Origin of the sequence: Neobacillus niacini, assembly GCF_046591715.1 — a bacterium.
GTDB classification, from domain to species: domain Bacteria; phylum Bacillota; class Bacilli; order Bacillales; family Cytobacillaceae; genus Neobacillus; species Neobacillus niacini_L.
This window is the reverse complement of sequence record NZ_JAWVNQ010000001.1, coordinates 973,402-988,606: the sequence shown is the minus strand read 5'-3', so window position 1 is coordinate 988,606 and position 15,205 is coordinate 973,402. Positions and strand designations below refer to the sequence as shown.

Here is a 15,205-nt window from a genome sequence, read left to right as displayed (position 1 = left end):
CTTAACCACTTCTTTCCATCCTTTTTCTCTGCAGCAGGATTATTGCAAATACAGGGGCACCAATTAATGCTGTTATAACTCCAATCGGCAGCTCTGTTGGAGCTATAATCGTTCGTGAAATTAAATCTGCTAGAATTAAAAATCCACTTCCTGTAATAATCGATAACGGCAGCAGGTGCTGATGATCGGGACCCCATAATAATCTTGTCAGATGCGGAATAACAAGCCCGACAAAACCAATCGTCCCTGAAACCGCAACTGCAGCTCCGGTCAAAACCGATCCGGCTGTCAAGATGATCAGTTTCCTCTTTTGAACATTTACACCTAAATGCTGGGCACGTTCTTCACCGAACGACATGGCATTTAATTCTTTCGCATTAAAGATCAGAATGATGGAACCGAGCACAAAGAAAGGGATAATAATTTTTATGTATTCCCAGCCTCTCATCGATACACTTCCCAATAACCAGCCAATAATTTGCCTTAGTTCATCGCCAGTTAAGGCAATCATTAGTGAAATGAAGGCTCCGAGAAAGGAACTAAAAATGATTCCAGTTAAAATAATCGTTTCTACTCTCATCGAGCGTTCAATTTTCCTGGCGAAGGCCAGCACAATGAAAATAGTTACCCATGAAAACAATATACTGAGTAAGGGAAGTGTAAATCCTCCGATGATAGGGATTGTTATTTGAAAAAATAAAGTGAGTACTGCCCCGACAGACGCACCAGATGATACTCCTAATGTATATGGATCCGCTAAGGGATTTCGTAATAGTCCTTGAAAGGCTGCCCCACTAATGGCGAGTGATGCACCTACTAAACCAGCCAAAATCACTCTCGGCAGTCTTATATTTAAAACGATACTTGAGTACATCGGGTCGATTTGATCAAATGCAATACTTCCAAAGAGCTTTGACGTTATGATTTGAATAATGGTCATGATAGGAACCGAAACGGTTCCTATCGAAATCCCTAATAATACTGAAAAGATGAGGAAACTTCCTGCAATGATGTAGGCTAATATTTTATTATTTAAAAACTTCAGGATAGACAGCCTTTGCAAGTTCCTCTACTCCTTCTACAATCCTTGGGCCAGAGCGGGTCACACTATCTGAGTCTACATCAATGACTTGCTTATTTTTAATAGCATTGACATTTTCCCAGCCTTGTCTTTCAATCACTTGCTCTACAGCATTTTCCGTATAATTCCCATAAGTGGTTATGATGACATCTGGATTTCGCTCAATCATCACTTCTTGATCGATTTTAATCCAGCCTTCTTGGTCATTTGCAGTATTTTCTGCATTAATCAACGTAATCATTTCATCCATAAATGTGTTTTTTCCTGTTGTAAACACTTCTGGAGCAGGAGATACCTCTACAAATACTTTTTTCTTCTCTTTGATTTCTCCAGCCTTAACTTTAATTTCTGCTAATTTATCTTGCATACTTTTAATTAGTTCTTCTGCTTTCTTATTTTCGCCTGCAGCCTTGCCAATCATAGCAATCGAATCATATACTTGCTCAAAATTTTGGGCATCATTAATAACTAGCACTGTCAGTCCGGCATCTCTTAACTGTTGCAGGCCTTCTGTACCATTCATTGCGGAAGCATGTGCCAGCACTAGATTTGGCTGCAATGAAATTATTTTTTCAATGTTAATTTCCATCCCGCCTATTTTCTCTTTTGTGGCGGCTTCTTCAGGATAATTGTCAAAATCGGACACACCAACTATTTGTTCTCCCATCCCGAGTGCAAAAGCAATCTCTGTATTACTAGGAATCAATGACACGATTTTTTCTGGTTTTGCCTCAATGGTAACCTCATTATCTAATGCATCTTTAATAGTTACTGGAAACGCAGTTTCCTCTCCTTTTTGCTCACTGCTCCTGTTTCCTTCATCCTTTACAGGTTCTTTCTGTTCACCGCATCCCGCTAAAGCACCAATGGTCAACAAAAGAATTAGTAATAATGATGATAATTTTTTCATTTTTTTTCCCCCTAATGACGTTTAAGTCGAATTACATCATAAAATAAATTGCCGCCATAAAAAAAACATCTCTACGGTAACGTAGAGATGTTGGTTTGATTAGATTCCATTATAAAAAATGACTCTAGTCGTCCACACCTCCCTATCCTCGTAGGTTATTTGGGGCACAAGAATTAGGCAGGTTTCCTGGCTCATGGTCATGGCTTCCTGCGTCTTCCCATCAATTTGACAGTGACATATTGCAGGTTGCTCCCATTTACAGTGGCGGGACCGCGTTGGCTTTTAACCAAACTTCCCTTTTAAGCTAAAAATCTTTAAGAAGATTTTAGCACCTATTCTCCAATATTTTTATGATAGAACTATTATATCGAATCAGAATTTAAAAAGTAGTATTTTCCACAAATTTCTTCAAAAAATATTTTTTTATTCCATATTTCGGATTAAATTAGCCATTTCTATAGCCCCTGTTGCTACATCCCAGCCCTTATTTCCAGCCTTTGTTCCTGCTCGCTCAATGGCTTGTTCAATTGAATCTGTTGTTAACACACCAAAAATAACAGGGATGCCGCTATCCAAATTGATTTTTGAAACACCCTTGGCAACTTCATTACACACATAGTCAAAATGTGGCGTAGAACCGCGAATGACGGTGCCTAATGTAATCACAGCGTCGTACTTTTTACTATTCGCCATTTTTTGTGCAATAAGTGGTATTTCAAATGCTCCTGGGACCCATGCGATGTCCACATCTTCATCACTAACCCCATGTCGTTTTAAAGCATCCTGTGCACCACTTAGCAATTTGCTTGTAATAAACTCATTAAAACGACCGACAACCATTCCAATCTTTAAACCTGAGCCTACTAAATTACCTTCATAAAAATTACCCATTCTAATACCTCCATATAAGTTTAAATTTATTATTTTACCTTTTCATCAAGTAGTTCCATTTGCAATGGCACGGTTTGAACAATTTCAAGATCATAACCCTTAATGCCTTTGATTTTTCGCGGGTTATTCGTTAAAAGCTTCATTTTTCTAATCCCTAAATCTTTTAAAACTTGGGCACCGATACCAAATTCCCTTAGTTCTTCTCCTAAACCACTCTTTTCATTTCCGTCAAAGGTGTTATGGCTGCCCTCACGCAATTTATTTAAGAGACCACTCCCGCCCTGACGAATGTATAGGAGGACACCTGTTCCTTCATTTTCAATTTGTGTTAATGCGGCATGTAACTGTGGTCTGCATTGACATTGGTACGATCCAAAAACATCACCTGTTACGCATTCAGAATGTACACGAACTAGAATGGGCTCGTCCGGATTGATTTCTCCTTTTATTAATGCTAAATGCTCTTTACCATCAATTACATTGGAATACCCCGCAGCCTTGAATTCACCAAATTCTGTTGGCAGATTTATTTCCACTTCTCGTTTGACTAACTTATCTTTGTTATTGCGGTATTCAATCAAATCTTTTATGGTAATCATCTTTACATTCAATTCATCGGCAATTTTCCGTAATTGCGGCACACGAGCCATTGTTCCATCCTCATTCATGATTTCACAAATGACTCCAGCAGGCTTTGCACCACATAATCTCGCTAAGTCTACTGCAGCTTCCGTATGCCCTGTTCTCCTCAATACGCCGCCTTTTTTGGCTACTAAAGGGAATATATGACCTGGCCGCTTAAAATCAGAGGGCTTTGATTCTGGGTCCAGCATACTAAGTACAGTTGCCGAACGCTCGAAGGCTGATATCCCTGTGGTAGAATATTTGTGGTCTATACTGACTGTAAACGCTGTCCCATGTACGTCTGTATTTACTGCAACCATTGGAAACAATTCTAATTTCTGTGCTAATTCCTCGTCTATCGGGACACAAATTAAGCCTCTTCCATGTGTGGCCATTAGGTTGATAACCTCTGGTGTGGCTTTTTCAGCTAAGGAGATAAAATCCCCTTCATTTTCTCGATCCTCGTCATCACATACAATGATGACTTTGCCATTTTGCAGATCCAACAAAGCTTCTTCTATTTTATCAAACATGACTATTCTCCCCTTTCTATAAACGGATAATAAGTATCAGGCAAAACCATTCTCTTCTAAAAAACTGGCGCTGATACCCGAGGTGCTTTTTTGTTTATGTTGACTGCTGCTTAAAAAGTGACCAACATATTTTCCTATCATATCGCATTCTAAATTGACAATATCACCTGAATCCTTTAGACCTATAATACTTTCAGATAATGTATGAGGTATAAGGGATAAAGTAAATGATTCATCACTGACTCCAAATACAGTTAAGCTTGTACCGTCTACGGCTATGGATCCTCTTTCGATTACATACTTTAATATTTCATTTGATGCCTCAATTTCATAATAAATTGCATTTTCAACCCTTTTTTTACTTTTAATGACGCCGATTCCATCAATATGACCTGAAACAAAATGTCCTCCAAACCTGCCTCCTGCAGCCATGGCTCTTTCAAGATTCACCTTTGACCCGTTTTTGAGAGATCGCAGGCTGGAGGCTTTAACGGTTTCAGGCATAACATCTGCCGTAAACTGTTTATTGGAGAAACTTGTTACCGTTAAACAAACGCCGTTAACCGCAATGCTGTCTCCAAGGTGGACATCCTTTAAGATTTTACTTGCTGCTACCGAAAGTACAAATGAATCACCACTCCGCTGAATACTTTCTACTACTCCTAGTTCTTCAATAATTCCGGTAAACATAGTTTTCTTCTCCTTCCCTTTTTTTTGCAAATAAACGCAAAAATTTTTCTTACTATACTCATACAAGAATAAAAAAGACCCTGAAGAAATGATACTCTTCAGGGTCCTTGGAAAAGGCAATAAGAAATAAGGGCTTAAAAAAGGGTAGACTGCTCCCTTGTATAAACCAGAATTTTTTTCCTTCTCCCATCCAGACTTTAACTGTCGGCTCTGGAGTTTCACCAGATCCACCGTATAACTTTTACGTTACCCGGGTCACGGACTAAGAAGCTTTCTGCTTCATCACCGCCGGTTAGGAATTTCACCTGACCCCGAAGGAATATTCTATATGATTACTTCTAGTATACATAAAAATACTCAGAAATGCTAAATAAAGGAGGAGAAGATAAAATCTTCTCCCCAAAATGAGCTTTAGTAGTTATTCTTATAGCTTTTTACAGGCAGATAAAGTTCGAAATCTGCACCGCCTTCGCCGCCAGAATTATTTTCTTTAAATACTTTTAAGGAGAGAGCATGATCATCTAAATCATACCCATACTCTTCCATCCACACTAACATTTTCCGGTATGTATTTTCCAATTCTTCTAGACTTCCTTTGTAGGAAGAGTAAACATAATTCTTACGGGGAATGGTAAATCCAACCATACCATCAGGAACATTTTCTACCTTTTCGACTGGTGTCGTGACATAAAAGGTAAATTCAGTTTCTCTGCTATGAAAAGGTGTTATCAAGACTGCATCCTGTGTTTGATTGGGTACCTCTTCTAGTCTTACTTTCATTTCATCAAACAAATCTGGTATATTGTGCATTTGCGAATAAGTGCCACTACCAGAAATTCCAATTACATTGATCTCTTCTTTTTCAAGTACTTGAATCTCCATATCTATCACTCCTCTAAATGTTGCTATATATCTATTATTCTCACTTTACCCCTAAAATTCCTTCCTTAGAAATACAACATCTTGAATCCATAACTTGACCCTCTATTTTCCAAACAATTTACTTAGGACTATTTTTTCCCATATTCTCCACGGTAAAAGATTTTTCAAAAAGATTGTGGCTTTTACTCCAGTGCCAATTGGGTACCTAATACCTGGATTTGGTAATGTTGCAATTTCAGCGATTTCTTTCGCCACATCCTCGGGATTACCAAAGCTGTTTTCCCCTTTTGCAATATATCCTTCAATCTTTTGCATATAAGCATGATAGGGTGAGTGTGAATGTAAAGATTCTACTGCAACCTGTTTCCCAGTTGACCAAATATTGGTTTTGTAGGAACCTGGTTCAATTAATACTACCTTCACACCAAAGTGCTTCATTTCTAAGCGGAGACTTTCACTCCAGCCTTCGATAGCATACTTTGAGGCAACATAAGGTGAAAGACCAGGAAAAGCTACTCTTCCGCTAATACTGCTAATATTGATGATACAGCCCCGTTTCTGCCTCCTCATTAATGGCAAGAACGCCTTCGTGACGGCGATGACGCCAAATACATTTGTATCAAATTGTTTGCGGTATTCATCCATTGATACTTCTTCCACAAACCCTGCCCCTGCGTATCCAGCATTATTAACCAATACATCTACTCTGCCAAACTCATCATTAATCCATGTTTGGAAGGCTTTGATTGAACCAACATTTGTAACATCTAATTCATGAACAATGATATTAGATTCAACTCCATGCTTTTGTGCCTCCTGCAAAAGCTTACCTTTTTTCTCACAGTTTCTCATGGCAGCTATAACAGTAAATCCTTTTCCAGCTAATGCTACAGAAGTAATTAAGCCGAATCCGCTTGATGTACCGGTTACGATAGCTGTTTGATTTTTCATTTATTTATCTCCCTTATTCCTTTGCAAAGATTGTGTTGTCAGAAATGATTCCATTATTAATTTGTACTTCCCCGTACGATAGGCTTTGGAGCTCATTCCATACTTCTTGTTTTTCTCGCTCATTCTGTACAATTATTTGATCCTGGTTAATTCTAAACGGTACAAATGACATTTCAATTTTGTCCTGGTGGATATCTAGATGCAGAATTCCAGTTTGTGCTTTATCGCCTTTTATGTAATTTGGAAAAAGGAAATTCCCTAATGAATAGGCGATCGGTTTACCTTCATAATATTCAAAGCCTTGCAGCACATGGGGGTGACTGCCGATTACCCCATCCGCCCCAGAATCGATCATCGCTTTTGCCCAATCACGTTGAAAAGGTTCAGGAGTACGCTTTGTTTCAACACCCCAGTGGATATAGACAAAAAGGTAATCTGCACCATTTTTTTCTTTTTCAATGGTATTTTGGATTAATGATAAGTCATACCCATTTGCTAAGCCTGGCTTTGTATCAGTTGCCAGCCAGCTAAAGTCAGGAAGAACCCTTGAGAATGCCAGAACCTTAATACTTCTTCCTTTTATCATATACGTTTTAGCACCGTAAGCTTCTTCCTTGTTTCGGCCTCCACCCATATAGTCAAGTTCGTATTTTTCTAGATTACTAAGTGTGTCTGTAAAACCGGAAGGACCATAATCAAAAGAATGGTTATTCGCCAAACTTACTAACTGAAAACCTGCATTTTTTAATCCAGTTAAAGAAACCGGATCAGAACGGAAATTGTATTCCTTCGGTACCTTCACACCTTCTGTAGTTATGGCTGTTTCTAAATTGACGACACTCAAGTCACTCGAGGTAAGTTCCTGCTTAATATGGATGAATGGATAGTCTGCACCTTTTTGTTTTACCGTTTCTTTTACTGACCAATCCATCATCGCATCACCTGCAAAGGTAACCCTAATTGATTTCTTTAATTGTTCTCTTTCAGCTTTTTTTGCAGCTGCTTCCCAAGACTCTTTTACCTTTTTTGGATTAGCTGATTGAATTTGATTTATAGTTACCAGCCGGTGATAATAAGTTATTTTTTCTTCATAATGAGTAGAGCTCCATGTTTTAACATATTTCTTAAAGAACTCCTCCGTTAGAAACCCACTGCCGCTTCCCTCTTTAGCATCCTCATATAGATAGATACTTTCAAGTTTACTCTCGGGTACTTCTACTGTAAGGTACCCCTTAACGTTTAATTCATGATGCTTATTAACAATTTTAGCGATATCTGCAATGACTTTCTGTGATTCTTCATATCCAATCCCCATTGTGGTCACAGCTAATATAAAGGGCAGCTTATCAAAAACGATCGCAATATCATTATAAATTAAATCCTTGGGGACCATCCCAACTTTGTGAGCAATATTCTTATTTGGTATACCTTTGGGGATGGTAGTATTATAGATTGTATTTTCTAGATACTTTACTAGTTTTTCTCCATATGTACTTTCTTTAGAAAAACTGTATGCTTCCTTTGCATATAGAAACAAGTCCTCTGCAGAAGTAACATTTTGTCCTCCGGGGTAAGTATACTTCGCTCCCAGGCTTTTCATAAATTGAATAAAATTGTTCTGCCCAACTCGTTCCTTTAACATAATAAAAGCAATATTGTCACTAAAGACCATCGCTTTTTCGATAAGGTCAGATATGGTATAGCTGTTCCCTATCTTATCGTTTTGAATGACGCCGCTTCCTTCATAATAATGATGACTCTTATAGGTTAGCTTTTCCGTGAGGTCGATTTCCCCTTGTTCTGCGAGTTTCATTACATATAGTGCCAATGGAAGCTTAATCGTACTTGCTGCAGGCATCTTCTTTTCGTTATCTAATGCATAGGATTCATGTGATATTAGATTTTGGTAGTGAAGGGTTATCTGACCTTGCCAGGGTTTTATGTATTCTTTTAACTCCAATTGCAAATCTCTTAGATGATTATTAGGTTCTATTGCGTGGCCATTCATACTTTGTGACATGATGGTAAAGCAAATAATCAGAAATAAAAAAGTATTCTTCAATGCCCCTCTCCCCCCCTAGTAATTAGAATTATTTTAATATATGAGAGTTGCAAAAGGTGTCGAAATTTACAATAAATAATCAGAAAATAACAAAAAGACTGCCCATTTGGACAGTCTTTTTGTTCGATTTTCTATTTTACTTCCTGTGGAATGGCCAGGCCAAGACCTTTGGCTACTCGCTCGCCGTACTCAGTATCTGCTTTATAGAAATGTTGAATCTGACGAAGTTTTATGTCATCTCTTTCAACTGGCTGCATTGCTTCTACCACTGTTTCAATTAAACGAGTACGCTCGTCCTCAGTCATTAACCTGTAAAGGTCGCCAGCTTGTGTGTAGTGATCATTATGATCGTAAGCCACACTTTCTGCAAGGCCAGTTACTGGGAATGCTGTAATTTTTGAAGCTTGTGCTTCTGTTGGGCCTCCAAAGCTGTTAGGTTCATAGTATACTGAACGCCCTCCATTTTGATCAGATCGCATTTGACCATCGCGCTGATAGTTGCTCACTGCTGCCTTTGGAGTATTGATAGGAAGTAGATTGTGATTGGCTCCTACACGATAGCGGTGTGCATCCGAATAGGCAAATAAACGCCCCTGAAGCATTTTATCCGGAGAAGGCTCTATACCAGGAACTAATGTTCCAGGTGAGAACGTGGCCTGCTCAACTTCAGCAAAATAGTTTTCTGGATTACGGTTTAATACCATTTGACCCACTTCAATTAACGGGTAATCCTTATGGGACCAAATTTTGGTTACATCAAATGGATCAAAGCGATAAGTATCAGAATCTTCTAAAGGCATGATTTGTACATATAGTTTCCATTTAGGGAAATCGCCTTTTTCAATTGCATTAAATAAATCTTCTGTATGATAGTCAGGATTTTCACCAGCAAGTTTGCTAGCTACATCTTTAGACATATTTTTTACGCCTTGCTCTGTTTTAAAGTGATATTTTATCCAAACAGCTTCACCGTCTGCATTGACCCATTTAAAGGTGTGGCTTCCATACCCGTTCATATGACGAAGTGTTGCTGGTATACCACGGTCTCCCATTAAGTAAGTTACCTGGTGCAAAGATTCAGGTGATAATGACCAGAAATCCCAAACGGCGTTTGGATTTTTCAGATGTGTACGGGGATCTCTTTTTTGTGTATGGATGAAATCAGGAAATTTAATAGCATCTCTGATAAAGAAAATAGGTGTGTTGTTTCCTACTAAATCGTAATTTCCTTCCTCCGTATAAAATTTTACTGCAAAGCCTCGTGGATCACGTACGGTATCAGCTGACCCTAACTCTCCTGCTACAGTTGAGAATCGTATGAACATTGGTGTCACCTTACCAACACCATTAAATAGTTTTGCTTTTGTATATGGGGACATATCATTAGTCACTTCAAAATATCCATGTGCACCTGCCCCTTTTGCATGAACAACCCTTTCAGGTACACGCTCTCGGTTAAAATGCGCAAGTTTCTCAAGTAAGTGTACATCCTGAATTAATGTTGGTCCTCTGGAACCAGCAGTCATCGAGTTTTGATTATCAAAAACGGGTGCTCCGCAGCTTGTTGTTAAATGGTTTTTCTCATTACTCATTTAATCACCTCATAAACTATTTAATTTCGAACTACCTTAATTATAATTAAAATTTCATTAAAATCAATACTAAATTATAATAATTATAAAATAGTATTAATTTTTATCTCCAATTAATTTGTTAATTTAATAAAAAATAGATTATACTGTATGTATCTAAGTACATATTTTCAGGAGGATTTCCTAATGTCAGAGAACAATCAAACAAACCCAAATGAAGAGCCAAAAAAGAAAATGAGTTTACAGGAAGCTATGAAGCAGCAGCTAGCAAATAAAAAGAATAAAGCCGCTGCAGCCAATAGCACCCAAAGCGGTCTTCAAAATGGTCAAAAAATGAAAAGTCAAATGACTAAAAAAGTGAGTAATACACGTAGAAAAATGGGTGTCTAATGAACGGACAGACTAGAAAGGACATTACTGCCGGAGCTGAGGTTTCGATTGTCTTAAAGGCTGATCAAAGAACAGGGAAGCTCACACGAGGGATTGTAAAGGATATCTTAACAAATTCTAGTTCTCATCCTCATGGTATTAAAGTGAGGTTGACGGATGGACAGGTTGGCAGAGTGAAGGAAATATTGAATTCAAAGTCCACCTAATGAGTGAAATGTATTATTTTTAGGTATGAATGTTCTAATTTATCCACATACTATAAATAACCATTTTACTTATCACATAATGAACCTCCACTTATTGTGGAGGTTTTTTGTATACTTGGGCAGCATTTCTTTATGAGTGACCACTCTCTCTTCTTTTTGCCGTTTTCGGGCTCTCAGCGCTTTCATGAGTGACCACTCTCTCTTCTTTTTGCCGTATTCGGGCTCTCATCGCTTTTATGAATGACTACTCTGGCATCTTTTTGCCGTTTTCGGGCTCTCATCGCTTTCATGAGTGACCACGCTCTCTTCTTTTTGCCGTTTCCGGGCTTTCATCACTTTCATGAGTGACCACTCTGCCATCTTAATGCAGTTTTCGGGCTCTCATCACTTTCATGAGTGACCACTCTCTCTTCTTTTTGCCGTTTTCGTGCCCTCATCGCTTTCATGAGTGACCACTCTGCCATCTTAATGCAGTTTTCGGGCTCTCATCGCTTTCATGAGTGACCACTCTCGCTTCTTTTGCCGTTTTCGGGCTTTCATCACTTTTATGAGTGACTACTCTGGCATCTTTTTGCCGTTTTCGGGCTCTCATCGCTTTCATGAGTGACCACTCTCTCTTCTTTTTGCCGTTTTCGGGCTCTCATCGCTTTTCACAGAACAATAAAAAACAGACTCACGTTGGAGTCTGTTTTGAATTAGAAGGTTAATTATGATTTACGTACGTTAACCGCTTGTGGACCGCGCTGGCCATTTTCGATTTCAAACGTCACTTCTTGACCTTCATCTAAGGTTTTATAACCTTCGCCTTGAATAGCTGAGAAATGAACGAAAACATCGTCTCCACCTTCACGCTCAATAAATCCAAAGCCTTTTTCACCGTTAAACCATTTTACTTTACCATGTTCCATTTTTGTAGCTCCTCCTAGCATGTAACAATTACATGAAATTGCAATATAGTCTTGCTCGATTATTATGCCCAAGGGAAATTACTTTTAAACAATTTCCACTTGTATATTAAGTATTTCACATTTTAAGCTATTTTATTTCAAGTAAATAAAAAAATTATTAGTATAATGAAGTACTGTCCGTAAAAGATAATCCTAAAGCACCCATTTACGGATAGCTTCTGCGACACCATTTTCATTATTGGAAGAGGTAACCCAAGCAGCTGACAGTTTAACTATTTCCTGTGCATTGCCCATAGCAATTCCAAGTCCTGCTTCTTCTATCATGGCTAGGTCATTAAGACTGTCCCCAACAGCCATTACATTCTTCATTTCAATTCCGAGACGCTCACACACCAATTTTAGCCCTTTTGCCTTATTAATTCCGGCCGGGTTTACTTCTATATTGGTTGGGGTTGAGTTACTCAGCTCAAACTCCCCTCTTCCTTGCAGTTCTAGTAATATCTTATCTCTAGTTGGTTCATCCTTAATGTTAAATCCAAATTTCAACCATTCCTCCGAATGGATATCTTCTGGCATTTCATCAAACCAATTTCGATTTGTGTTAATGGCCCAAAACCTTATCTTATGCTTTTGTGTAAGCTCTACCATCCATTGAATTGACTCTGAACTCAACAGATTTCTCTCAACTAAGCCTCTTTTATCATCCCAAATTTCACTGCCGTTCACTGTTACCAAGTAAGAGGATAAGGCAAGTGAATCAGCATGTTTTTCGCATTTTTTTAGTGACCGTCCCGTGCTGAGTACGATATGGATTCCTTTATCCTGTGCCTCCTTAATTGCCTTACGATTTTCCTCTGAAATTTCATGTTGATCATTTAGCAGTGTACCGTCCATATCAAGCGCAATTAGTTTAATCTTGTTATCACTTTTGAAATTCTGCATTTATAAACATTCACTCCTTTTTACCGATACCTCATTAGCGTAACCAAGTTCTTTTATTTTCAGAATTAGAAAATCCCTGCGAACTTCGCAGAGATCTCTCCAAAATTTTATTGCTGGTATTGAACACGATGAAGATTAGCAAAAATACCGCCTTGTTCAATAAGCTCATCATGACCGCCTTCCTCTGCTATTCCTTCTTCCGTCACGACAATAATACGGTCAGCATTTCGAATAGTTGCTAGTCTATGAGCAATAATTAAGGTTGTTCTGTTTTTTGCCAGCTCGTTTAGAGCATCTTGGATAACCATTTCCGTTTCGGTGTCGAGTGCCGATGTTGCTTCATCTAAAATTAATATAGGCGGATTCTTCAAAAACATCCTGGCAATTGCTAATCTTTGCTTTTGACCTCCAGAAAGCTTTAACCCTCTTTCACCAATTTCCGTTTCATATCCATCAGGAAGAGAATGAATAAATTTCTCTAGATGCGCACGTCTAGCAGCTTCTAATATTTCCTCATCAGTTGCATTCCGCTTTCCATAGGCGATATTCTCTCTTATTGTTCCTGTAAATAAAAAGACATCTTGCTGAACAATTCCAATTTGAGAGCGAAGTGATTTTTTTGTCATATTACGAATATCGAATCCATCAATGGATATGCTGCCGCTCGTAACATCATAAAACCTGGGGATCAAGGAACAAATTGTAGTTTTACCTGCCCCTGATGGCCCAACAAACGCAATAGTCTCACCTTGATGGATGTTTAAATTAATTCCATCAAGGACAGATTTCTTCTGGTCATAGCTAAAGGTCACGTCTTTAAAAACAATATCTCCGTTTAGTGAAGCAACTTCAATAGCATCCTCGGTATCCTTTACCTCTGGCTCGGAGTCGATTATTTCCATGAAACGTTTAAATCCAGCCATTCCTTTTGGATACAATTCCATAATTGCACTAATTTTATCAATTGGTTTAAATAGGACATTTACATAAAGGACAAAACCGACCAGCTCTCCATACGTCAGCTGTCCAGAAAAACTTAACCAGGCTCCATAAACTAGAACAATAATGGTAATTAACCTGGTCATCATATAAATACCGGATAAACTAAAAGACATGACACGATACCCCAATAGTTTTGCATTTCGGTATTTTTGATTATTTTTTTTAAATCTTGCAATCTCAAAATCTTCATTTGTAAAGGATTGAACCACACGGCTGCCTGATACACTATCCTCCACTCGCGCATTTACATCGGCAATGCTCGTGTACATATGGCTCCATGCCTTATTCATTTTTAGATTACAAACTACAACTAATATCGCTAACAACGGTAATATTAAAACAGCTACAAGTGCTAATTTCACATTTATTGTCAGCATAATCCAGAATGCGCCGATAAAGGTCATCACTGCAATGAAGACATCTTCCGGTCCATGGTGTGCAAGTTCTCCGAGATCAAATAAATCATTGGTTATTCTACTCATAATATGCCCAGTCTTGGTATTGTCAAAAAAACGAAAAGACTGTTTTTGAACATGTTCAAAAAGTTCTTGTCTCATATCGGTCTCAATATTAATTCCGAGCTTATGGCCCCAATAATTCACGACAAACTGTAAGAAGGTACTCAGCAAATAAACAGTCAAAAGAGCCAAACTAACTGTCACAATGGCTGGCCAATCTCCCCCTGGCAAGAGATCATCAATAAACCATGATACTGCCAGCGGAAAGGCCAACTCTAAAACCGCAACAACCACTGCGCTCGTAAAATCCAGAACAAAAAGCTTTTTATGCGGTTTGTAATATGAAAAAAAACGTCGAATCATCGCAGGTCTCCTTTTTAGTTAAGTAATTGGATTATATGAAAATATTTCGAAAATTACAATCAAAAATCCACCTGGGATTTAATCAGGTGGATTCCTTTTCTATCTATATTAATGATGGTGATGATGTCCGCCTTTAGATGGATTAGTAATCAGCCATTCTTCTTTTGGAACATGGAACAATTGAATCCATACACCATCTAAAAATTCATCTCTCGTATCAAGAATAATATCTATATCCTTATCTGTCTTAACCACTTCATCATGCTCAGCAGGCGTATCCAGCATCAAATCATAATGCGCATGGTCACCATGCATATTAGTTACATACACACGGAACAATTTCCCTTCTGCTTCTGGCCCTTCCAACATTTTTTTTAATGCTTTTGCTGCATGGCGGTTTATTTTAACTTTCATAAATGTCGCTCCTATTCCTATGTATTCATATTACATTATCCCATTAATATACAAAAATAGACAAATTTTTTACACTTGTATTGAAGGGATTCCCACTGAGTAACTTTTAAAGGAAATTAAAACCTTAACAAATTTGTCACAAATAATTCGAAAAACGTATATAAACATCACACCATTGTTGTTAATATTGTGTTAGCGAATAATAACACTAATTATGAAATTATTATTATTTAGTAATTAATCTCATCAAAAAGGTAAAATCCTAATTAAGATTGTGAACAAATTCACGAATAAACACCATTTTAT

Annotated in this window: 16 protein-coding genes and 2 riboswitches; of the genes, 2 read left to right on the top strand and 14 right to left on the bottom strand. The window is 38.0% G+C overall.

Annotated features, from left to right (window positions below):
• Window position 1 precedes the first annotated feature (1 nt).
• The 9 genes from SFC47_RS04795 to katA all read right to left on the bottom strand — a co-directional run bounded on the left by SFC47_RS04795 (window position 2) and on the right by katA (window position 10,216).
• Window positions 2-1,063, bottom strand: a complete 1,062-nt coding sequence (locus SFC47_RS04795; protein ID WP_411253097.1) for a FecCD family ABC transporter permease — start codon at window positions 1,061-1,063, stop codon at window positions 2-4.
• Window positions 1,029-1,991 (bottom strand): ABC transporter substrate-binding protein, encoded by a 963-nt coding sequence (locus tag SFC47_RS04790; protein ID WP_411253096.1) that lies wholly within the window; start codon window positions 1,989-1,991, stop codon window positions 1,029-1,031. Before SFC47_RS04790 ends, SFC47_RS04795 begins: the two co-directional genes overlap by 35 nt.
• A gap of 159 nt (window positions 1,992-2,150) precedes the next feature.
• Window positions 2,151-2,342, bottom strand: a riboswitch (cobalamin riboswitch).
• A 72-nt stretch (window positions 2,343-2,414) separates the two neighbouring features.
• Entirely contained in the window at window positions 2,415-2,882 is a 468-nt protein-coding gene (gene ribH, locus SFC47_RS04785; RefSeq protein ID WP_411253095.1) for a 6,7-dimethyl-8-ribityllumazine synthase, read from the bottom strand.
• A 29-nt stretch (window positions 2,883-2,911) separates the two neighbouring features.
• Window positions 2,912-4,039: a 3,4-dihydroxy-2-butanone-4-phosphate synthase gene (gene ribB / locus SFC47_RS04780; RefSeq protein WP_411253094.1), complete on the bottom strand. Its 1,128-nt coding sequence runs from the start codon at window positions 4,037-4,039 to the stop codon at window positions 2,912-2,914.
• A 36-nt stretch (window positions 4,040-4,075) separates the two neighbouring features.
• A complete protein-coding gene (gene ribE, locus SFC47_RS04775) occupies window positions 4,076-4,729 on the bottom strand; it encodes a riboflavin synthase (RefSeq protein WP_411253093.1) in 654 nt (217 codons plus the stop codon).
• A 174-nt stretch (window positions 4,730-4,903) separates the two neighbouring features.
• A riboswitch (FMN riboswitch) is annotated at window positions 4,904-5,052 on the bottom strand.
• A gap of 88 nt (window positions 5,053-5,140) precedes the next feature.
• On the bottom strand, window positions 5,141-5,611 hold the full coding sequence (locus SFC47_RS04770; protein WP_411253092.1) for a GyrI-like domain-containing protein: 471 nt from the start codon (window positions 5,609-5,611) through the stop codon (window positions 5,141-5,143).
• Between the two features lie 102 nt (window positions 5,612-5,713).
• On the bottom strand, window positions 5,714-6,562 hold the full coding sequence (locus SFC47_RS04765) for an oxidoreductase (RefSeq protein WP_411253091.1): 849 nt from the start codon (window positions 6,560-6,562) through the stop codon (window positions 5,714-5,716).
• 13 nt (window positions 6,563-6,575) lie between these two features.
• Window positions 6,576-8,624 (bottom strand): CapA family protein, encoded by a 2,049-nt coding sequence (locus SFC47_RS04760; protein WP_411253090.1) that lies wholly within the window; start codon window positions 8,622-8,624, stop codon window positions 6,576-6,578.
• A 131-nt stretch (window positions 8,625-8,755) separates the two neighbouring features.
• Window positions 8,756-10,216 carry a catalase KatA gene (gene katA, locus SFC47_RS04755; protein ID WP_411253089.1) on the bottom strand — a complete coding sequence of 487 codons (1,461 nt, stop codon included), beginning with the start codon at window positions 10,214-10,216 and terminating at the stop codon, window positions 8,756-8,758.
• Between the two features lie 186 nt (window positions 10,217-10,402).
• On the opposite strand from katA, the gene SFC47_RS04750 reads away from it, so the two are divergent.
• Entirely contained in the window at window positions 10,403-10,606 is a 204-nt protein-coding gene (locus tag SFC47_RS04750; protein ID WP_411253088.1) for a hypothetical protein, read from the top strand.
• The gene (locus tag SFC47_RS04745; protein WP_411253087.1) at window positions 10,606-10,812 is read left to right on the top strand and encodes a YwbE family protein; all 207 of its coding nucleotides are present in this window, start codon (window positions 10,606-10,608) and stop codon (window positions 10,810-10,812) included. Before SFC47_RS04750 ends, SFC47_RS04745 begins: the two co-directional genes overlap by 1 nt.
• Before the next feature lie 442 nt (window positions 10,813-11,254).
• On the opposite strand, the gene SFC47_RS04740 is transcribed toward SFC47_RS04745, so the two are convergent.
• The 5 genes from SFC47_RS04740 to SFC47_RS04720 form a co-directional block, all read right to left on the bottom strand.
• A complete protein-coding gene (locus tag SFC47_RS04740) occupies window positions 11,255-11,404 on the bottom strand; it encodes a hypothetical protein (RefSeq protein ID WP_411253086.1) in 150 nt (49 codons plus the stop codon).
• A gap of 115 nt (window positions 11,405-11,519) precedes the next feature.
• Window positions 11,520-11,720 carry a cold-shock protein gene (locus SFC47_RS04735; RefSeq protein ID WP_149869847.1) on the bottom strand — a complete coding sequence of 67 codons (201 nt, stop codon included), beginning with the start codon at window positions 11,718-11,720 and terminating at the stop codon, window positions 11,520-11,522.
• 192 nt (window positions 11,721-11,912) lie between these two features.
• A complete protein-coding gene (locus SFC47_RS04730) occupies window positions 11,913-12,662 on the bottom strand; it encodes a Cof-type HAD-IIB family hydrolase (protein WP_411253085.1) in 750 nt (249 codons plus the stop codon).
• Window positions 12,663-12,769: 107 nt separating this feature from the next.
• Window positions 12,770-14,485, bottom strand: a complete 1,716-nt coding sequence (locus SFC47_RS04725; protein ID WP_411253084.1) for an ABC transporter ATP-binding protein — start codon at window positions 14,483-14,485, stop codon at window positions 12,770-12,772.
• Window positions 14,486-14,593: 108 nt separating this feature from the next.
• Window positions 14,594-14,899 carry an iron-sulfur cluster assembly accessory protein gene (locus SFC47_RS04720; RefSeq protein ID WP_411253083.1) on the bottom strand — a complete coding sequence of 102 codons (306 nt, stop codon included), beginning with the start codon at window positions 14,897-14,899 and terminating at the stop codon, window positions 14,594-14,596.
• Window positions 14,900-15,205 lie beyond the last annotated feature (306 nt).